Genomic DNA, 17985 nt, shown 5'->3' on the forward strand with positions numbered 1-17985 from the left:
GCTATCTCGCCGATGTCCTCACCAGGATCGTCAACGGCCACCCCAACAGCCAGATCGACGATCTCCTGCCTTGGGTCTACATCAACAAGCTCGAGCTCAAGGCCGTGGCCTGAGAACACCGCTTACGCTACACGTCAGATCGTCGCGCCTATCACAAGCCCTGGGCCGCCACCGGCCGGCTCAACTAAAGCGATGCGCTACAACGACGGCTCTTTGAGATGCGTTAAGATTTGACCAGATTGCACTGGGTCGATCCTGTCTGCCTCTGCGAGTGCCCAACGTTGCCATGCTTCCACTGTCGAGGCATCGATATCAGCCGAACCATCATCGATCGCCTGACGGACGCGCTCCACTAGCGCGCGAATGTCTTCCGCTTGACGTAGCAGCTCGCCGCTGTTCCGCAGATTTTGCAGGCGCTTTTGGTTGAGTTGAGCCAGCCGTTCCTGGCGCTGTCTCTCCTTTTCAATCCGCTCCCGCTCTGCACGCTCCTCGGCTTCCCGCAGGCTAAGGCGAAACTTTTGCTCGCCAGCCACGATGATTGCAGCCGCGATCTCAGCGATCTTAGATTCAAGCTTTGTGTCACCGTCGTCCTGCCAAGAAACTGCATTCTTGCGGTCGAAACCTGGGTCGACCCGCAGGGCAAGCGGCGTCGATGCTGGCAAGTCCGGCGCCGGCCGCAGATACCCGTGCTGACGCACGGTGCGGTGGCTACCGACTATTCCAATGTCCAAACCAACATGTGTGTCGCCGATGGCGGCTCCCGCGTGAATTTCTCCATCGCGCTCGTAGGCACCACCGTCGTGGCCGCGCTTGCTGAGCGCCAAAAACAAGGCGTTGAAGATTCTCAATCGTCGCTTGCCTAGCGGATTGTCGAACTTGGGTTCGTCAAAGGTCCACTCGCGTTCTGCATTTTTATCGCGGCGGCGCTGCTCCTGCTTGAGTATTTGAACGAGCCCTTTGTGGGGCCTGTCCAACGTGTGCGGGGCGGAAGCTTTGCCAATCGCTTTCAACTCTTGTGCGTGGAGTTCGTCGAGGTCTTCTGGAACCAGCGCGGATGCAAATGGCCCATTAGATGCAAGAGGGGCTGCAATCGACAGGACCTTTTTGAAGCGCGCGTCGACACTTGCTCGGCCCGTTTCACCGGGGCGCCGCGGTGGCGCTTCGGGTAGAGCTGGCACCTTCTTTCCGGCACGTATTTTGTTCCAATAGCCTTGCGGCGGAGACGCGACTCCACATCGCGTCAGCAACTTCTTCAGCCCGACGTCGGACAGTTCGAGCTTCGCCGCCAAGTCCCGCATCGGTGCAGACCATGCGAACGCAATCAGATCCTCAGGCAACACAAGAATGTCGTTCTGCCACACGTCGGCTTACCTCCATTTTGTTCAACCAGGCTGCTTTTGGCACGCCTTCGCAGTGTCGATATGACAGGCCGGCCAGAGCCATCTAAGGTCAAATCTGGCAATTCCAACGTGCCCTCAATAGCGTCAGGAATGCGCTTACATCATCAAGGCGGCTGCAGATCGGCTGCAGCTGAAGCAGCGTTCTCGGTGAGCGTCAGCGGGGCGCTGGAAGCGATCTGCTTCCTTTCGTAGTTCCTCGCGCAGCGGGGGGCAGCCGGACATTGCCGCGTGGCCGAGCGAGGTTTGGTGCTGTCGGGCGAGGGCCAGAGAATACGTCCGAAGAGTGATTGCCGCCCGTAATCGGGGCGAGCGCCTTGCCGAGCAGCAAAACTGTGCGTCGACCGCGGGTCAACTGGCGATCGCCGGCGACTCGGCGGCAAAATCTGCTCCTGTGAAGCAACGCAGGAGGCGAACGATGGAATTCTTTTGTGGGCTGGACGTGGCGATGGACGAGACGGCGCTGTGCGTGGTCGATGATCATGGCGCGGTGCATCTTGAGACGACAGCCGTGACTGATCCCGACGCGCTGTTTGCGACGTTGAAGCCGTTTCTGCCGCGCCTGCGGCGTGTGGGCCACGAGGCTGGCGCGTTGTCGCCCTGGCTGCATCCCGAACTCAAGAAACTTGGCCTGCCGGCCGTCTGTCTGGAGACGCAGCACGTGCGCGCCGCGATGTCGGCGCAGCGCAACAAGACCGACAAGGCCGACGCGCTCGGCATAGCCCATCTCATGCGCACCGGCTGGTTCCGACAGGCTCATATCAAGTCGGAAAGCTGCTACCGGACGAAGCTTCTGCTGACACACCGGCGCAATCTGAAGGCCAAGTTCCTCGACCTGGAGAATGCCATTCGACACTCGCTGAAGTCGTTCGGCATCCGCTTGAGCAAGGTCGGACGCGGAGCATTCGAGCAGGCGGTGCGCCAGGCTGTGGTGGACGATCCGCTGTCGGCCGAACTGATGGACGCCATGCTGTCGGCGCGCGCAGCGCTGTGGAGGCAATATTGCCGGCTGCACGATCTCGTCGTCAAAATGGTGGCCCGCAGCGAACTGTGCCGACGCTTCATGGCAATCCCCGGCGTCGGCCCCGTCACAGCACTTTCGTTCATGACGGCCATCGATGATCCGTCGCGCTTCCGCCGCTCACGCGACGTCGCGGCCTACTTCGGGCTGACCTCGCGGCGCTGGCAGTCGGGTACCTCGATCGACGTTCAGGGTCGCATATCGAAAGCCGGCGATGCTGATGTGCGACGCTCGCTTTACGAAGCAGCGTCGGGGCTGATGACGCGCTTCAAGGGCAAGGACAAGGTCAAGAGCTGGGGCCAGGCGATCGCCAAACGCTCCTGCCACCGCAAGGCCTGTGTCGCCGTGGCGCGCAAGCTGGCGGTGGTCATGCACGCCATGTGGAGCGACGGAACGTTCTATGTCGGCGATGCCGCAGCGAACCGAAGCGATGCAGCCCGGCGCGCTCATATCAAGGATCGCAAGCTGCTGGGAGCGCATCGATGAACGGTGCCACGGAAGTTGAAGCGCATGGCGCCGGCACGCTGATGGGCGCCATCTGACACAAGGGATCCGCTCCGGCGGATGAGGACCGATGCAGACCAGGAACGACGGAACGCACGTTATCTTGCCTGCGGCCGCGCCGATCGCGAGACGGCCGGACCGCGCCGGATTGCCTGTGACGATGCTCCGTCAGTCCGATGGAAAAGTGCGCCACGACGGTTCGATCGCTGCAAATAAGCAGCGCAACTACCCCGTCGCAGAGCGCGGAAGACTGCACGGCGCATCGGAACTCGACGCCAGAACGCGAGATCGTGGTCTAGAGCATAGAATAGTGTATTATCGCACTCTTGAAGAGGAACGACGATGGAAAACAAGTATCACAAAGTACGACCGATTAAGACGGCAAGATAAAAGCCCGCAGGGTGCGCGCTTCAGCGGTCGTTTGTTTTCAAGGCGTTAAGTGGCAATTTCACAATGTTTGAATATTCGTCGCACCTTTTGGCGATGACAATTTCTGAATGGTTTCGGCAGCTTAACGCAATGTGCGGTGCTCGGGCAACGAAAGGTTGGAGCCGGGAAGGGACGCGATCGGCGTACTGCCGCCCGTTTCGGCTAAGTAGAAGAACTTGAATGTGTTCTGGTAGGTCGAGTTCGCTACTCGCCTCGATATCCAAACGACATCTGGCCGACACAATGGCCAGCCAGCGTTGAGAGCCCGATGGACGTTGTTCGGGCACCCCTCTCTATCACGTTCCAACTTTCATCAGGGCGTTAGCACAATCGCTCCGCGTGAAAGGCCGCCCTCGATGTCCGCGTGGGCCGTCGCAGCGTCGGCAAGGGCGTAGGTACGCCAGATTTTTGGCACGATAGTTCCGGCTGCGACTGCATCGAACACAGCTCGGGCACGCTTTCGGTACTCGTCTACATCTCTGATGTGAGCAGCCAGTCCAGGTCGAGTCAGGTAGAGTGAGCCTTTGCTGTTTAGGGTTTCGACGGCGACCGGATCGGGCTTGCCCGACGATGCGCCAAACGAGACCATCAAGCCACGCGGACGGAGGCAATCGAGGGAGGTGGCGAATGTCTCACGCCCGATCCCGTCGTAAACCACATCTGCTTTGTTCCCGCCGGTCGCGGCCCGGATACCATTGGGTAAGTCGTCCTGGCCCCATACCAGCACAGCAACACAGCCGGCCTCCTTGGCTGCGTCGATGCTTTCCGCACGAGACACAACGCCGATAACGCTAGCGCCCAAATGCGTCGCCCAGCGCGATAGGATTTGGCCGACGGCACCAGCAACGCCGTATAGAAGTACCACGGTCCCCTTCGTAACAGGATAGGTAGAGGATATCAGATACTGCGCGGTCAGTCCTTTGAAGAGGATCGACGCAGCATCTTGCGCCGATAGAGTGTCTGGCAGTCTTAAGAGGCGCTCCACCGGGTACAGCCGACCACCGGCATAGCTCCCGAGCGGTCCAAGCGCGTAGGCGACGCGATCGCCTACAGCGAAATCGGTAACGCCAGCCCCAAGCGCGGCGACGCGGCCCGCGCCCTCCAGACCGATGCCTCCCGGCAGCGTGATCGGCACGCCACCCTTGCGCTGCGTTACATCGAGATAATTGACCCCGATCGCTTCCTGGTCGAGCCAGACCTGTCCCGGCCCGGGGACTTCGCGGTCGACGCTGCGAAGCTGCAACACCTCAGGGCCACCAGTGTGATCGAGCCATATCTGCGTCGTCATGCTGGATCCTCTCTTCAGCCGGTGCAGCAACGCCGCAACGGTTCAGAAAATGGCAGGAAATCGCCCCGACGTGCTCGCCGTAGGCGCTTCATCATCACAGAATCGGGTGCAAGTTCCGCACGCGGCTGATGCTTTCGAGCAGCGACGCCACATGCAGGATGGTCGACTCTGCCAGCCAGCTACCAACGATCTGCACGTTGATCGGCATGCCTTCCTTGCTCGTGCCGAAGCGCATCGAGATGCCGGGCAGACCCGTGACGTTGAGCGGCACGGTCGCGCCCTGGAGGTAGGTCGCATCGACCGTCTGCCCGTCAATGACAAACTCATCGACGTTATGCTTGTGTGCCGGGATTGGCAGGACATGCGTGATGAGCGCATCGAAGCCGCGAAAGTATTCCGCATAGCCGTCGCGGATACGCTCTGCCGCCTGCTCGGCATCAATGTAATCGGCCATCGACGTATCGGGCAGCGACAACATGGTCTTCGCCATCTTGTACGTCTGGTCCTCGTGACCGGCGGTTGCCTCGCGGAACGCGGGCTTCATCTCCATCACGTGAAGCCTGTTGAAGACGTCGAGCGCGAAATCGCGTTCCAGAGCCGGGATACCGACCTGCTCGGCATGGATGCCGAGGTCCTTGAGCGCCTCGGCTGCGGCCTTGACCGTGCCAGCAACTTCGGGATCGACCGGCCCAAAACCTGGGCCGACCATCCAACCGACGCGAAGCGAACGATAGGGCTGGCGACCGATACCGGCGTCGAATTGAACGGTGCTGGTCGCGAACGCATCGTGGCCGTCCGGGCCGACGAGCTGAGAGAAGGCGAGCGCGATATCGCGCACCGAGCGCGCCATCGGACCGACATGCCAGAAACGGCGTGGTGCGCGCGGCCAGATGCCGGTCATCGGCACTCGGCCGTGCGTCGCCTTCATGGAGGTAATGCCGGTCTGTGCGGCCGGCCCACGCACCGAGATCGCCAGGTCGGTGCCAAGCCCGATCGGGGACATGCCGGCTGCGATGGCGGCGGACTCACCGCCGCTCGAACCGCCCGGCGTTCGGGTCACGTCCCAAGGATTATTCGACCGCCCAGAGAGAAGATTGTCGCTCTCGATCCAATAGGAGAACTCGGGAAGATTGGTCTTGCCAAGCAAAATGCCGCCGGCCTTCTTCATGCGGGCGACGCTTGTCGCATCGGCGTCTGGCAGCCGGCCCTTGAAGATCGGCGAACCGCGCTGTGTCAGCACGCCCGCGGTATCGATCGAGTCCTTCACGGTGAACGGCACGCCATGCAGCGGTCCCAGTTCGTCACCGGCCAGCACGGCAGCTTCAGCAATCTTTGCGGCGGCGATCGCGCCATCGGCGACGGTTACGATCGCGTTGATCGAGGGGTTCACGGCTTTGATCCGGTCGAGGTGGTTCTGCACCACCTCGACCGGGGATACCGCCTTGGTGCGGATTAGCTCAGCAAGCTTGGTTGCATCGGAAAAGATAATGTCTTCGCTCATCGGAAACTCCTACCTATCGTTCGTTAGGTTATGACGCTTAGGCCTTTCATTTGGCCCCGTCAACAGCTAACTAACGACTGTTAGGTTTTTTGGAGAAGAGACGATGGCAGCGACCAGTGCGAAGGAAGTGATCCTCACGGAAGCTCGGCGGATCGCACAGGCCCACGGCTATGGCGGCATGAACTTCCGCGAGTTGGCAGATCGCGTCGGCATCAAGCCGGCTAGCATCTACCATCACTTCGCGAGCAAGGCGGACCTGGGGGCTGCGGTGGCCAAGCGCTATTGGGAGGACGCGGCGGCCGACCTCGACGCGATTCTCACTCAGGAGCAGGATCCGAAGTCGTCGCTGCGCCGATACCCGGAGGTATTCCGCCGATCGCTCGAAAGCGAGAACCGTCTATGCCTCGGCAGCTTCTTGTCGGCAGAGCATGACGACTTGCCGGAGCGCGTCACACAGGAAGTGCAGACATTCGCAGATGTCAACGTGACCTGGCTTAGCCGGATGCTTTTGTCGGCGGGGATCGTGAGTACGGACGCTGCGGCTGAGGAGAGGGCGCGTGCGATCTTCGCGTCGATCGCGGGGGCGCAACTGATGGCCAGAAGTCGATCCGATATTGGCCTGTTTGATAGACTCGTCGATGCCTACCGAGAGGCTGGTCTTCTACCCTCGTGACCACCCCGCAGGAAGCCTCGGCAAATGCGGAGGCCTCGGCTGGCGTTCTCGGAGCGGGTAGCCGCGCTTCACCATTTCATAGATCGTGCTGACGGCAAGTGGCACGGTCAGTCTGAGTTCGTGCCGTCGGATGGTTCGTGGTAGTTCGCTCGGGATGGTGACGGGCCGGCATAAATCCACCGCGTGTCTATCGTCGTCGCCCTCCGAGATGCGGTGTCGCTAGGGTCGCTTGGCCAAGCGCACACCAGGGCCACCGCCATTTTCTGGGATAAATTCGATCCCCGCAGCTTCAAAAGTTACTCGGAGTGCTGCCACGGTAGAATCTTTGAGTTGCTCGCCTCGTTCAAAGCGGGCGACAGTATCCGGTGAGACGCCTGTGTTCCGGGCCAAATCTCTCGTCCCCCATCCGAGCGCCACGCGCGCCATTTTGCATTGGACTGCATTCATTTCGTAACACCGATACGATTTTAGTTGATCCGCAGTGTGAGCCGGACTATCGTATCCCTGATACGATTACGAACCGCGTGATGCGGCTGCTGATGGTGTTGAGACCACCTCAGCAGCCTGACCACAACCTAAGCTTCAGGGAGCTCGGATCATGGCTGATTCCGACCATAGCATGACTTTGCCTTCCGTCACCCGGCGGCGGCTGATGACGCAGCTTGTTGCGGTGGCTGGACTGTGGCCATTTGGCGCTTGGGCGCGCGAAAGTATCTCGATTAAGGGACGGCAGGACGATCCAGCTCTTCGGCTGTGTGAGAGCTGGCACGAGGTTCATCGCTCGACCTTGGCGCTATGTCGGCAACAGCAGCAGTTGGAGACATATCTCGTGAAAGCGATCGGCTTTCCTTGTGCTAAGGTGAAGCTTCCCGGTGGCGGGGAAAAGACGGTCCATTCCGTCGAGAGTCTCGACGAATTTTATTCTCCCGAAAACGAAATGGCATGGGGCAGAGCGTTTTCGGAGCTAGCCGCACATCAGGCGCGCTGGGACGCTGCTGATGCCGAGATCAGGTTTTCGAGTACTGACGAATTAATACAGAGATCGGAAGAGGCGGAACAGGCGCTTTTGGATGAGCTGCCGCTGACTCCGGCGTGCTCCGTTGAAGGTGTATTGGCTAAGCTCTTGGTAATCCTGCGCTACGGTGAGCATTGGGACGATTCAGACGATTTTCCCTGGCGTCATATCCGGTCGGTGCTCGATGACCTTGCCCGCTACCACGACATTGATCCGGCAACCATCGTCGGTTCTCGCGTGTGCTAGGGGACGCGTTGGGGTATCGCGGCTTTGGCCATGACGGCCACCGCGTGGGTGTACTCTGGCAGCCCATTGCGAAGACGACATAGCGAAACCCCTTCCGGTTCCAGGCTTTGCCAGTGGTCTCACCGTATACCCCGTAGACGGCGCGATGCTTTTGGCCAACCGGTGGGTCGCCATTGCCCCTCTCAGCAACTACTTGGGGAGACAAAACCGCATTGCGTAAGTCATTGCACGCTGCGGCCCTACGACATGAGCTTCGCGCTTTCCTTAGCCGTCCAGAGACATTTGATAGCGGGTCGATCCACCATTGGGAGCGACCGCGATGGCAGAAGAAAACGGGACTGGGCCGCAGTCGTTGGTTCCGGCGAACGACAATGGCGACCTCGTAAGCCCCGAAGGGAGTCCCGAACTCACGGTGGCGGCGGCGGCCAGGGTGGATCGGGTGGTGCTGGATATCGCCCGGCTGATCGGCCGGCAGCTGGCGCGGGAGACGTTCGAGGTGGGGCTGGCCGCCAACGACAATCGGCCACGCCCCCGAAAGGAAGAGGGCAGGGAGCCGGATGGCAAACCCCCTGGGAACAGGAGAGAGGATCCGCCGCCATGACCCGTGTTGCACTCTATGCCCGCTATTCGTCCGACAACCAACGCGAGGCCTCCATCGAGGACCAACTGCGACTTTGCCGAGAACACTCAGTTAAAGAGAGATGGACTGTCGTTGGGACCTATGCCGATGCTGCCATCTCTGGTGCAAGCATCGTCCGTCGACCAGACATTCAGCGGCTCCTGACTGATGCTCAAAGCGGGCAGTTCGAGATCGTTCTTGCCGAGGCGCTTGATCGCCTCTCACGCGACCAGGAAGATGTGGCTGGTCTCTTCAAACGGCTGCGCTTCGCCGGCGTCAATCTCGTCACCCTTTCCGAGGGTGCAGTCGACGAACTTCATGTGGGCCTCAAGGGAACGATGAACGCGCTCTTCCTGCGTGACCTTGCGGTTAAGATCAGGCGCGGACAAAGCGGACGAATATTGAATGGCTATGCAGCTGGCGGCCTTTCCTATGGCTATCGCGTGGTCAAAAAGCTTGATGAACGCGGCGAACCGATCCGCGGTCTGCGCGAGATCGATGAGCATCAAGCCCAGGTCGTGCGCAGAATCTTTCAGGAGTTCGCGGTCGGTCGATCAGCGCGTGCGATAGCTGCTGATCTCAACAAAGAAGGTATCCCATCGCCCTTTGGTGGCGCTTGGGGCGCCTCGACGATCAACGGCAATCTCAAGCGAAGAAGCGGCTTCCTTTACAACGAAATCTATATCGGACTGCTTGTTTTTAACCGTATCAAGATGGTCAAAGATCCAGAAACCGGCAGGCGCATCTCGCGGCCGAACCCGCCCGAAGCGTGGCAGGTCATAGAGGTCTCGCATCTACGCATCGTGGATGATGCGCTCTGGGAAGCAGCCCAAGCTCGCAAGAAGCTGTATGGAGGTGCGAAGCTCCATCATCGCCGACGGCCGAAACATATGTTTTCGGGGCTCGTGCGGTGCGGCTGCTGTGGCGCTTCCTATACCGTGAAGAATCAGGACCAACTGGCCTGTGCTGCGCATCGTGAGAAAGGTACCTGCACCAACAGCAGGACGATCCGTGTTGGCGACCTCGAAAGGCGCGTACTTGCTGGCGTTCAGCGTCGATTGCTGGCGCCAGATGCCATTGCGGGCTTCCTTGCCGAATATCACGCCGAGCAAAAGCGGCTGAATGCCATGAACTGCCAACGGAATAAGGAAGCTGAGAAGCGGCTCATCGGCATCGACAGGCAGATTGCCAATATCGTTGATGCCATTGCCGACGGTGTCTCGACGGCCAGCATGAGATCGAAGTTGCTGGACCTCGAGAGCGAGAAGGAAAGTCTAGCGCGAGAGCTTCAAGCCATGGCTGCCGCTGGGAGCACCGTGGAGTTTCATCCGGCGGCGGTCGAAGCCTATCGCCGGAAGGTGTCAGAGCTCCAGCAGGCACTGCAATCCGACGAAAACGAGCGTTACGAAGCAGCGCGGATTGTCCGCTCACTGGTTGCGGGGGTCGAGGTCATTCCAACCAAGGGCAGGGGGCAGATTGAGCTGAAGGTCCACGGTGCGCTGGCGGAGCTCCTCAACCTGGCAAACCGCAAACCAGGAGAGGCGCCTGACGCTGTATTGATGGTAGCGGGAGAGGGACTTGAACCCCCGACCCCAGGATTATGATTCCCGTGCTCTAACCAACTGAGCTACCCCGCCAGGGCGGCGAAGGCCCGAAATCCAGCTTAAATCGGCAGGCATATCGGCGCGTTCGCCAAGGTCGCGCGGATATAAGGTTGCGAGGCCAAGCCTGTCAAGCATCGAAGTGGCTGCCGCGCCGGCATATTGCTGGGGCCTAAAGCTTTGCCGGGCAGACATTTGGGCGCACAGGCCGGGGTTGAGTTCAGCGAGGCACGTCGCTATGTCTCGGCCACGAAAGCCATGGTCATGAATTGATGAAACCGCGCATTGCAGTCCTCGGTTGCGGATACTGGGGCAGCAACCACATCCGCACCCTAAAGGCGCTCGGCGCGCTGCATGCGGTTTCGGACGTCAATCCTGCGCGTGCGGAGGGTTTTGCCAGCGAGCAGGATTGCCTGGCGATCGAGCCGGAGGCGCTGTTTGCCCGCGACGATGTCGACGCCATTGTCATGGCGCTGCCGCCGCAGTTCCATGCCGACATGGCGGTGCGCGCCGTGCTCGGCGGCAAGGACGTGCTGGTGGAGAAGCCGATCGCGCTGACGGTGGCTGATGCCGAGCGCTCGGTGCAGGCGGCCGCCGATAATGGCCGTGTCTTCATGGTCGGCCACGTGCTGCGCTTTCATCCCGCCTTCGAGACGCTGAAGGCGCTGATCGACAATGGCGAACTCGGCGAAGTCCGCTACATCCACTCGCATCGGCTCGGGCTCGGCAAGTTCCACACCGAAAACGACGCGTTGTGGGATCTGGCGCCGCACGATCTGTCGATGATCCTGGCCATCACCGGCACCGAACCGGTCGAGGTGCGCGGCGAAGGCGCTGCCCTTCTCGACAATCTCAGCGACTTTGCGCATCTGCATATGCGCTTTCCCAGCGGCTTGCGCGGCCATCTGTTCGCCTCGCGGCTCAACCCTTACCGCGAACGGCGGCTGACCGTGGTCGGCACCAAGGCGATGGCGGTGTTCGACGATGTCGAGCCGTGGGAGCGCAAGCTTGCCGTCTACCGCCATGCGGTGTGGCAGGACAGCGGCCAATGGGCGTTCACCGCCAACGAGCCGTCCTATGTGGCGGTCGGGGAGGGCATGCCGCTGACGCGCGAGCTGGAGCATTTCATCCACTGCATCGAGACGCGGGCCGAACCGCGCACCAGCGGTGAGGAAGCCATCCGCGTGCTGCGCATCCTGACCGCCGGCACCGTTGCCCACACCAGACCCTAAAGAGAAAACGCCGTCTATTCCGCGGGAACCCGCGCCGGCTGGACGGCAAGCCGCGTCAGCATCGCCTCGGCTTCGGCGCCGCGCTCGGAGCGCTCGATGAAGCCGCCGCCGAACACGCGCGCCTCGTTGCCGTCGTCGGAATAGAGCACGCAGGCCTGACCGGGGGCGATGCCGGACTCGCCGTCAACCAGCTCCACCGAAGTGACGCCGGCGCGGTGATGCAGCACCGCCGGGCGCGGCGGCCGCGTCGAGCGTACCTTGGCGAAAAGCTCAAGCCCGGCCGCCGGGATATCGGTCAGCGGGCCATCGCCCAGCCAGTTCATGTTGCGCAAGAAGATCTTGTGGGTCTCCAGCGCCTCGCGCGGGCCGACGACGACACGGGCCCGGTCGGCGTCGAGATGGACGACGTAGAGCGGCTCGCCGGAGGCGATGCCGATGCCGCGGCGCTGACCGACGGTGTAGCGCAAAATGCCCTCGTGGCGGCCAAGCACGCGCCCGTCTATATGGACGATATCGCCCGGATTGGCAGCAGCCGGCTTCAGCTTGGCGATGATGTCGGAATACTTCCCCTGCGGCACGAAGCAGATGTCCTGGCTGTCCTGCTTGGCGGCGACCGTCAGGCCCATATCCTCGGCGATGGCGCGAACCTCAGGCTTCGACAGGCCGCCGAGCGGAAAACGCAGATAGTCGATCTGCGCCTGGGTGGTGGCGAACAGGAAATAGCTCTGGTCGCGGTCGGCGTCGACCGGCCGGTAAAGCGCGCGATGGGCGCCATTGGCGCCGGAGCGGATGTAGTGGCCGGTGGCCAGCGCATCGGCGCCGAGTTCCTTGGCGGTCGCGAGAAGATCGGCGAATTTCACCGTCTGATTGCAGGAAACGCAAGGGATCGGCGTTTCGCCGGCGACATAGCTTTCGGCGAACGGATCGATCACCGCCTTGCGGAAGCGCTCCTCATAATCGAGCACGTAATGCGGGATGGCGAGCGTCTCAGAGACGCGGCGGGCATCGTCGATGTCCTGGCCGGCGCAGCATGAGCCGGCCCGGTGCGTTGCCGCGCCGTGGTCATAAAGCTGCAGCGTGACGCCGACGACGTCGTAGCCCTCGCGCTTCAGGAGGCCGGCAACGACCGACGAATCGACACCGCCCGACATGGCGACGACGACGCGGGTGTTTTCGGGGCGTCCGGGAAGATCGAGGCTGTTCATGGTTCTTTCGTTCTGCGCGGCGCTTCAATGCCAATGCCCGGAATATAGGTCAAGCGTCTCGGCTGCGCCAGCTTTGCCGGGCCGGTTCATTTTTCCTGCCGGGTTCAATGCGCTTGCCCGCAGATGTTTCAAATGCCGATGAAAAGGCTAACGCCGCGTTCATGATCCTTACCTAACCATTAGGGTCTGCTTAGGCAAATTTTAAAGCTGTGGCGGTAATGTGGTGGCGATTGGGTCTTTGAGTTTTTTGTAGAGAGTACGATGACCGATCTAATTAGACCGCGAGTCAAATATGTTATCGGGCCAGACGGCAGCCCACTTACCATCGCCGATCTGCCGCCGACAAACACACGTCGCTGGGTTATCCGGCGCAAGGCGGAAGTGGTGGCGGCGGTGCGTGGCGGGCTTTTGAGCCTCGAAGAGGCGTGCCAGCGCTACAAGCTCACCACCGAGGAATTCCTGTCCTGGCAGGCGTCGATCGACGAATACGGCCTTGCCGGCCTGCGCACCACGCGCATCCAGCAATACCGGCATTAGGCCGATAAGGGCGCTGATCAGCGCCCTTACGTTTGCGAGGGGCGACGATCTGCAATTTCAGACCGTCAGCACCACCTTGCCGATCGGCCTGGTGGCGAGAAAGGCATGGGCGGCACCGGCCTGTTCGAGCGGAAACGCCTTTGCCACGTGGACGGCCAGCTTTTTCGCGTCGATCAATTTGCCGAGCTCCACCAGGGCGGCACGGTCGGGCACTACGGACATGCGCTCGACGCGGATGCCTCGCGTCCTGGCCTTTGCCTTGGTGGCATCGCTGACATCGAGCAGCGACACCAGAACGCCGTCGGCGGCGAGCACTTTCAGCGATTGCTCCGCATGCACGCCGCCGAACGGGTCCAGAACCAGATCGATGTCGCGGGCCTTCCCGGTGAAATCATCCCTTGTGTAGTCGATCACCTCGTCGGCCCCGAGCGAGCCGACGAAATCGAGCTTTTCCGGGCTGGCGGTCGCGACGACGTAAGCGCCGTGCGCCTTGGCGATCTGCACCGCCAGATGGCCGACGCCGCCGGCTCCGGCGTGGATCAGCACGCGTTTGCCGGAATCGAGCCGGCCATGGCGGACAAGGCCTTGCCAGGCCGTCAGGCCGGCCAGCGGCAGTGCGGCGGCTTGCGCGTGATCCATACCTTCGGGTTTCGGCGCAAGCTCATCAGCCGGGACAGCGGCGAGTTCGGCGTAGGCTGCCGCCTGTTTGGGAAAGCGCGTCATGCCGAACACGGCATCGCCGACCTTAAGACCGGAGACGCCGGAGCCCAGCGCCTCGACAACTCCCGAAACGTCCCAGCCAAGGACAAAAGGCGGCTCGCCAAGCAGCGGATAGTGGCCGCCGCGCACCGCACTATCGACCGGATTGATGCCGGCCGCCTCGATGCGGACGAGCACTTCGCCGGCCTCGGGTGATGGCGCGGGGCGATCCGCAATGACGAGGACGTCGGGTCCGCCGAAGGAATTCTGAATAATGGCACGCATGGAAGGCTCTCCTGCTGGTTTTGATGTGCCACTATCATTTGGATAGTTAGATTCTCTTGTCTAGTATGTACCTTTTTGATATATACGCACCTCATGGATAGTGAAGATGTTTCCCCTTTCGGCTATGACGCCTTTCGGCGGTCGTGCCCGTCACACGCCGTGCTCGAGACGCTCGCCAGCAAATGGGTCTACCTGGTGATTTGTGCGCTGCGCCGGGGCCGGCTCCGCAACGGCGAATTGGCGCGCAAGCTCGAAGGCATCACGCCGAAAATGCTGACGCAGACGCTGCGTATCCTGGAACGCGACGGGCTTGTGCGGCGTGAGGTTTTCCCGGTCGTTCCGCCGCGTGTCGAATATGAGCTGACCGAACTTGGCGAGAACCTGGCAGGACTGCTCAATCAGATCAGAGCCTGGTCGGAGCAGCATGTGCCCGACATCAAAAATGCGCGCGCACGGGCGGCGGAACAGCAAGAAGATCTGGGTGCCTGAGGCGGGCACAGTTCGGTGCGCAGCAATAGCGCGCAAGCGCGACGCGCGTTAAAGTCTTGTTTTCAGCCGATCATGGCGCTGCGGCCGCCGGCTTCCGTGTCGCGCGCCTTGGTGTCGCGCGATTCCAGCATCTCGGCCTTGGAAAGCTCCGCTTCGGCTTCGCCCAGCAATGATTCGGCGACATTTCGCTGCTGGGCGAGGTCGCTTTGCGAATTTCTAAGGTTGTCGCGGCGTAGACGTGCCGCCTTGGCGAAGGTTGGATAAGCAAAGTGATTGATGTCGGTGATGCCGGCCTTCTTCTCTTCGGCAGCGATCTGAAGTTCCAGCTCGACGGCCATGCGCTCGAATTCGGCGATCATCATGTCGAGCTGCAGCAGCTGCCGCCGCTTCTCGCTCACCTGAAATTGCTTCAGCCGAACGAGGTTTTCACGTGACTTCATGATTCGGTACTCCCGGAAACGCACACCTGCACATATCGTCCAATTCACCCGGCACGGCCCAGGCCTGACCCGTTTCCACCGGCTTTCCCGGAACTATGGGAAACAAACTCCTAAAGTTTTTTGCCGGCGGTAACCATTCGTTTACGGGCATTGTTAATCATACGGCTCAGGAACTTAAGGGCGGGTAAAAATTCTGCTTCTCGTCGCGAAACCCGGCCAGCGAGTCCGAAGAGTCACTTAGTCTGGCTTATTAATGTGCCGCATTAACGGTTTGGGTCTGTGATTCGTTATTGGATTCAACAAGGTGTAGAAAGGGGTTAAAAAATCTGATACCGTCACGGACGGGGAATTAGGTTTTATTAACCATTCGATGGCAGCCTCTGCTCAGGGCAATCACTGCTCCGGTCCTGGACGGGTCGTGAAATGGTCCGGCAGCAGAAAAGGGGAATGAAATGCGCGTTCTGCTGATAGAAGATGACAGTGCAACCGCACAAAGCATCGAACTGATGCTGAAATCAGAAAGTTTCAATGTCTATACGACCGACCTTGGCGAAGAGGGCGTCGATCTAGGCAAGCTTTATGATTACGACATCATTCTCCTCGATCTCAATCTCCCCGACATGTCGGGCTATGAAGTTTTGAGAACGCTTCGCCTTTCCAAGGTGAAGACGCCGATCCTCATCCTCTCCGGCATGGCCGGCATCGAGGACAAGGTGCGCGGCCTCGGCTTCGGCGCCGACGATTACATGACCAAGCCCTTCCACAAGGACGAACTGGTCGCCCGCATCCATGCCATCGTGCGGCGTTCCAAGGGCCACGCCCAGTCGGTCATCACGACGGGCGACCTGGTGGTCAATCTCGATGCCAAGACCGTTGAGGTCGGTGGCCAGCGCGTGCATCTGACCGGCAAGGAATATCAGATGCTGGAGCTGCTCTCGCTGCGCAAGGGCACCACGCTGACCAAGGAAATGTTCCTCAATCATCTCTATGGCGGCATGGATGAGCCGGAGCTGAAGATCATCGACGTCTTCATCTGCAAGCTGCGCAAGAAGCTTGACGCCGCGTCTGGCGGGCAGAATTACATCGAGACCGTCTGGGGCCGCGGCTATGTGCTGCGTGAGCCCGAAGATATCCGCGTCAGCGCCTGAACCAGGGGCGTGATCCCAAGGTGGGCGCCGGGTTTTTCGGAAAAGAACCTGGCAAAACAACAAAGAGAGAGCCGATCCGATTTTGGTCGGAATGGAACAGCTCTGATCAGGCGGCAACCTTCAAGGCGCGGAAGCACTCGAGCAGTTGCGGCCGGTTGAACGGCTTCAGCAGGTAGCCCTGGGCGCCGGCCCGTTTTGCCCGCATGATCGCCCCGACATCGACCTCGACCAGCGAAATCAAAACCTGCGGCAATACCGGGCTTTCGATGGCGCGCACGCGGCGGATGAGGTCCTGCGCCTGCATGTCCGGCAAGGCGCCGTCGACGACGATGATATCAGGCATGTCGGCCGCGCACATCTCGATCGCCTCGTGGCCGCTGGCGGCTTCGATCACCATCATGCCGGAACCGCCCAGAATACGCCTTGCGACCTTCCTGATGACGCTCGAATTATCGACGAACATGCAGCGTTTCATTCCCGGACCCTCTTGCCGTTTGGCGAACCGGCAGCGTCGTGGCATCTGCCGGGGAACATAGGCCGATCTGGTAAAGAAGCGGAAAAGCCGTTAGGTAAAATTCTCCTGAAGGTGTTTTTTAGCGAAATCTTCTTTCGCAATGCTTCACGCAATCAATCTGCAAGCGCGTCTCACAGATATTAAGACCACGCCGTAAATATGACTTGGAGAAAATACTTTCCCCGCTCTTTCGGAGAACTTCAGGCTGCGGAAAGGACGATCTCGTCGGCGGTCGCGTGGATCGAAATCGTCATGTTGGCTTCGCGGGCCAGGAGCAGCGTGTAATAGGGCTGCACCGAATGCGCGTCGATCGGCTCGTCCGGCCTGTTGCCGGAATGCAATTCCAGGAATTTGGGCGGCACGCGCAGCATCGGGCCGCTCGCCGCGAGCGCAAAGCGCGGCTCGGTCTCCAGGTTCTCCAGCGTGACCGCCAGCCTGCCGCCGCGCGGAATGGCGGCGTTGGCGACGAGGATGAGATTGAGCAGCAGCTTGACCTTGTTCTTGGGCAACAGCGCACGGGTCCCGTTCCAGACCAGTTCCGGCTTCTCGTTCTTCAGGAAGGCGATGGCCACGGCCTCGGCATCCCCGGTGTCGATCAGCATGCCGGCGGAACCGGCGGCGCCGAAGGCGATGCGGGCGAATTGCAGGCGGGCGGAAGCGTTTTTGGCGCTTTGGCGGATCAGTTTCATGGCGTCTTCGTCGGCGCCGCCCTCGTCGAGCAGCTCAAGCCCGTTGTTTATGGCGCCGACCGGCGAAATGATGTCGTGGCAGACTCGGCTGCACAAAAGCGCCGCCAGGTCGGGTGCGGAAAGGGTGAAAAGCTCGGCCATCGGCAAAAATCCCTGCAAATTTCACAACACAATGACCGGGCGATCATGATCACGCCTGTCAACACGAATCACGCTCTCTCCCAAGCATTCTGAATACACAGCGCTTATGCGTGCAGCAACAAATCCAAAATTTTGATTGTCGAAAATGGTGTGTTCACGCAGCAGGGTGCTGCGCGGGCGATGCAAAACAGCCTTCGAACCGCCATCTTCATGTGAGAGTTTAATGGTTGAAAAAGGATTACGGCATAGTTTGCCCCTAACAGTCATCCTTAACGGCCGCCAAAGAGCCGTACGGATGCGAGGCGTCGGCGA

The 17985-nt window shown here is 60.6% G+C and carries 20 protein-coding genes and 1 tRNA gene; 10 read left to right on the forward strand and 11 right to left on the reverse strand.

All coding sequences use genetic code 11. The annotated features are described in order from the left end of the window. A partial coding sequence (locus NMG46_RS18800; protein ID WP_164747629.1) for a transposase domain-containing protein occupies nt 1-113 on the forward strand: 113 nt, incomplete at its 5' end. Between the two features lie 84 nt (nt 114-197). On the opposite strand, the gene NMG46_RS18805 is transcribed toward NMG46_RS18800, so the two are convergent. Then, nucleotides 198-1361: a hypothetical protein gene (locus tag NMG46_RS18805; protein WP_254819105.1), complete on the reverse strand. Its 1164-nt coding sequence runs from the start codon at nt 1359-1361 to the stop codon at nt 198-200. Between the two features lie 454 nt (nt 1362-1815). Here NMG46_RS18805 and NMG46_RS18810 point away from each other — a divergent pair, with 454 nt between their 5' ends. Then, a complete protein-coding gene (locus NMG46_RS18810) occupies nt 1816-2904 on the forward strand; it encodes an IS110 family transposase (protein ID WP_254819106.1) in 1089 nt (362 codons plus the stop codon). Nucleotides 2905-3664: 760 nt separating this feature from the next. Here the strand turns inward: NMG46_RS18810 and NMG46_RS18815 are convergent. Both NMG46_RS18815 and NMG46_RS18820 read right to left on the reverse strand, forming a co-directional pair. Beyond that, nucleotides 3665-4639, reverse strand: a complete 975-nt coding sequence (locus NMG46_RS18815) for a quinone oxidoreductase (RefSeq protein ID WP_254819107.1) — start codon at nt 4637-4639, stop codon at nt 3665-3667. A gap of 94 nt (nt 4640-4733) precedes the next feature. Next, entirely contained in the window at nt 4734-6140 is a 1407-nt protein-coding gene (locus NMG46_RS18820; RefSeq protein WP_254819108.1) for an amidase, read from the reverse strand. Between the two features lie 103 nt (nt 6141-6243). Between NMG46_RS18820 and NMG46_RS18825 the strand changes: the two genes are divergently transcribed. After that, nucleotides 6244-6813, forward strand: coding sequence for a TetR/AcrR family transcriptional regulator (locus NMG46_RS18825; protein WP_254819109.1), 570 nt, complete (start codon nt 6244-6246; stop codon nt 6811-6813). A gap of 219 nt (nt 6814-7032) precedes the next feature. Here the strand turns inward: NMG46_RS18825 and NMG46_RS18835 are convergent, their stop codons facing one another. Then, entirely contained in the window at nt 7033-7260 is a 228-nt protein-coding gene (locus tag NMG46_RS18835) for a helix-turn-helix transcriptional regulator (RefSeq protein WP_254819110.1), read from the reverse strand. A 151-nt stretch (nt 7261-7411) separates the two neighbouring features. On the opposite strand from NMG46_RS18835, the gene NMG46_RS18840 reads away from it, so the two are divergent. The 3 genes from NMG46_RS18840 (at nt 7412) to NMG46_RS18850 (ending at nt 10297) form a co-directional block, all read left to right on the forward strand. After that, nucleotides 7412-8074: a hypothetical protein gene (locus tag NMG46_RS18840; protein ID WP_254819111.1), complete on the forward strand. Its 663-nt coding sequence runs from the start codon at nt 7412-7414 to the stop codon at nt 8072-8074. Nucleotides 8075-8393: 319 nt separating this feature from the next. Next, nucleotides 8394-8675: a hypothetical protein gene (locus tag NMG46_RS18845; protein WP_254819112.1), complete on the forward strand. Its 282-nt coding sequence runs from the start codon at nt 8394-8396 to the stop codon at nt 8673-8675. Further along, complete coding sequence (locus NMG46_RS18850) at nt 8672-10297, forward strand: recombinase family protein (RefSeq protein WP_254819269.1); 1626 nt, start codon at nt 8672-8674, stop codon at nt 10295-10297. Before NMG46_RS18845 ends, NMG46_RS18850 begins: the two co-directional genes overlap by 4 nt. Here the strand turns inward: NMG46_RS18850 and NMG46_RS18855 are convergent. Continuing rightward, nucleotides 10254-10330: transfer RNA gene (locus tag NMG46_RS18855), tRNA-Met, on the reverse strand. The two genes, NMG46_RS18850 and NMG46_RS18855, sit on opposite strands and share 44 nt — an antisense overlap. Before the next feature lie 236 nt (nt 10331-10566). Here NMG46_RS18855 and NMG46_RS18860 point away from each other — a divergent pair. Continuing rightward, nucleotides 10567-11526, forward strand: a complete 960-nt coding sequence (locus NMG46_RS18860) for a Gfo/Idh/MocA family protein (RefSeq protein ID WP_254819113.1) — start codon at nt 10567-10569, stop codon at nt 11524-11526. 14 nt (nt 11527-11540) lie between these two features. On the opposite strand, the gene mnmA is transcribed toward NMG46_RS18860, so the two are convergent. Next, complete coding sequence (gene mnmA, locus NMG46_RS18865) at nt 11541-12731, reverse strand: tRNA 2-thiouridine(34) synthase MnmA (RefSeq protein WP_254819114.1); 1191 nt, start codon at nt 12729-12731, stop codon at nt 11541-11543. A gap of 261 nt (nt 12732-12992) precedes the next feature. Between mnmA and NMG46_RS18870 the strand changes: the two genes are divergently transcribed. After that, nucleotides 12993-13268, forward strand: coding sequence for a DUF1153 domain-containing protein (locus NMG46_RS18870; RefSeq protein WP_023679563.1), 276 nt, complete (start codon nt 12993-12995; stop codon nt 13266-13268). Between the two features lie 57 nt (nt 13269-13325). Here the strand turns inward: NMG46_RS18870 and NMG46_RS18875 are convergent, their stop codons facing one another. Then, entirely contained in the window at nt 13326-14252 is a 927-nt protein-coding gene (locus tag NMG46_RS18875; RefSeq protein WP_254819115.1) for an NADP-dependent oxidoreductase, read from the reverse strand. A 93-nt stretch (nt 14253-14345) separates the two neighbouring features. Here NMG46_RS18875 and NMG46_RS18880 point away from each other — a divergent pair, with 93 nt between their 5' ends. Beyond that, nucleotides 14346-14741: a helix-turn-helix domain-containing protein gene (locus NMG46_RS18880; RefSeq protein ID WP_254819116.1), complete on the forward strand. Its 396-nt coding sequence runs from the start codon at nt 14346-14348 to the stop codon at nt 14739-14741. Between the two features lie 62 nt (nt 14742-14803). On the opposite strand, the gene NMG46_RS18885 is transcribed toward NMG46_RS18880, so the two are convergent. Beyond that, nucleotides 14804-15181 (reverse strand): flagellar export protein FliJ, encoded by a 378-nt coding sequence (locus NMG46_RS18885; RefSeq protein ID WP_254819117.1) that lies wholly within the window; start codon nt 15179-15181, stop codon nt 14804-14806. A 452-nt stretch (nt 15182-15633) separates the two neighbouring features. Between NMG46_RS18885 and ctrA the strand changes: the two genes are divergently transcribed. Next, a complete protein-coding gene (ctrA, locus tag NMG46_RS18890; RefSeq protein WP_006203583.1) occupies nt 15634-16329 on the forward strand; it encodes a response regulator transcription factor CtrA in 696 nt (231 codons plus the stop codon). A gap of 106 nt (nt 16330-16435) precedes the next feature. On the opposite strand, the gene NMG46_RS18895 is transcribed toward ctrA, so the two are convergent. From NMG46_RS18895 to NMG46_RS18905, 3 genes are all read right to left on the reverse strand, one after another. Continuing rightward, a complete protein-coding gene (locus NMG46_RS18895; protein ID WP_254819118.1) occupies nt 16436-16804 on the reverse strand; it encodes a PleD family two-component system response regulator in 369 nt (122 codons plus the stop codon). Between the two features lie 239 nt (nt 16805-17043). Next, the gene (gene chpT, locus NMG46_RS18900) at nt 17044-17673 is read right to left on the reverse strand and encodes a histidine phosphotransferase ChpT (protein WP_254819119.1); all 630 of its coding nucleotides are present in this window, start codon (nt 17671-17673) and stop codon (nt 17044-17046) included. Between the two features lie 21 nt (nt 17674-17694). Next, on the reverse strand, nt 17695-17940 hold the full coding sequence (locus NMG46_RS18905) for a hypothetical protein (protein WP_254819120.1): 246 nt from the start codon (nt 17938-17940) through the stop codon (nt 17695-17697). Between the last annotated feature and the right edge of the window lie 45 nt (nt 17941-17985).

It is taken from the genome of Mesorhizobium sp. LMG 17147 (genome assembly GCF_024297145.1).
Classification (GTDB): domain Bacteria; phylum Pseudomonadota; class Alphaproteobacteria; order Rhizobiales; family Rhizobiaceae; genus Mesorhizobium.

Bases quoted from the DNA above. Each gene is read 5' to 3' on its own strand.
- NMG46_RS18810 (WP_254819106.1), top strand. From the start codon at position 1,816: ATGGAATTCTTTTGTGGGCTGGACGTGGCGATGGACGAGACGGCGCTG.
- NMG46_RS18815 (WP_254819107.1), bottom strand. From the start codon at position 4,639: ATGACGACGCAGATATGGCTCGATCACACTGGTGGCCCTGAGGTGTTG.
- NMG46_RS18820 (WP_254819108.1), bottom strand. From the start codon at position 6,140: ATGAGCGAAGACATTATCTTTTCCGATGCAACCAAGCTTGCTGAGCTA.
- NMG46_RS18825 (WP_254819109.1), top strand. From the start codon at position 6,244: ATGGCAGCGACCAGTGCGAAGGAAGTGATCCTCACGGAAGCTCGGCGG.
- NMG46_RS18835 (WP_254819110.1), bottom strand. From the start codon at position 7,260: ATGAATGCAGTCCAATGCAAAATGGCGCGCGTGGCGCTCGGATGGGGG.
- NMG46_RS18840 (WP_254819111.1), top strand. From the start codon at position 7,412: ATGGCTGATTCCGACCATAGCATGACTTTGCCTTCCGTCACCCGGCGG.
- NMG46_RS18845 (WP_254819112.1), top strand. From the start codon at position 8,394: ATGGCAGAAGAAAACGGGACTGGGCCGCAGTCGTTGGTTCCGGCGAAC.
- NMG46_RS18850 (WP_254819269.1), top strand. From the start codon at position 8,672: ATGACCCGTGTTGCACTCTATGCCCGCTATTCGTCCGACAACCAACGC.
- NMG46_RS18860 (WP_254819113.1), top strand. From the start codon at position 10,567: ATGAAACCGCGCATTGCAGTCCTCGGTTGCGGATACTGGGGCAGCAAC.
- mnmA (WP_254819114.1), bottom strand. From the start codon at position 12,731: ATGAACAGCCTCGATCTTCCCGGACGCCCCGAAAACACCCGCGTCGTC.
- NMG46_RS18870 (WP_023679563.1), top strand. From the start codon at position 12,993: ATGACCGATCTAATTAGACCGCGAGTCAAATATGTTATCGGGCCAGAC.
- NMG46_RS18875 (WP_254819115.1), bottom strand. From the start codon at position 14,252: ATGCGTGCCATTATTCAGAATTCCTTCGGCGGACCCGACGTCCTCGTC.
- NMG46_RS18880 (WP_254819116.1), top strand. From the start codon at position 14,346: ATGGATAGTGAAGATGTTTCCCCTTTCGGCTATGACGCCTTTCGGCGG.
- NMG46_RS18885 (WP_254819117.1), bottom strand. From the start codon at position 15,181: ATGAAGTCACGTGAAAACCTCGTTCGGCTGAAGCAATTTCAGGTGAGC.
- ctrA (WP_006203583.1), top strand. From the start codon at position 15,634: ATGCGCGTTCTGCTGATAGAAGATGACAGTGCAACCGCACAAAGCATC.
- NMG46_RS18895 (WP_254819118.1), bottom strand. From the start codon at position 16,804: ATGAAACGCTGCATGTTCGTCGATAATTCGAGCGTCATCAGGAAGGTC.
- chpT (WP_254819119.1), bottom strand. From the start codon at position 17,673: ATGGCCGAGCTTTTCACCCTTTCCGCACCCGACCTGGCGGCGCTTTTG.
- NMG46_RS18905 (WP_254819120.1), bottom strand. From the start codon at position 17,940: ATGACTGTTAGGGGCAAACTATGCCGTAATCCTTTTTCAACCATTAAA.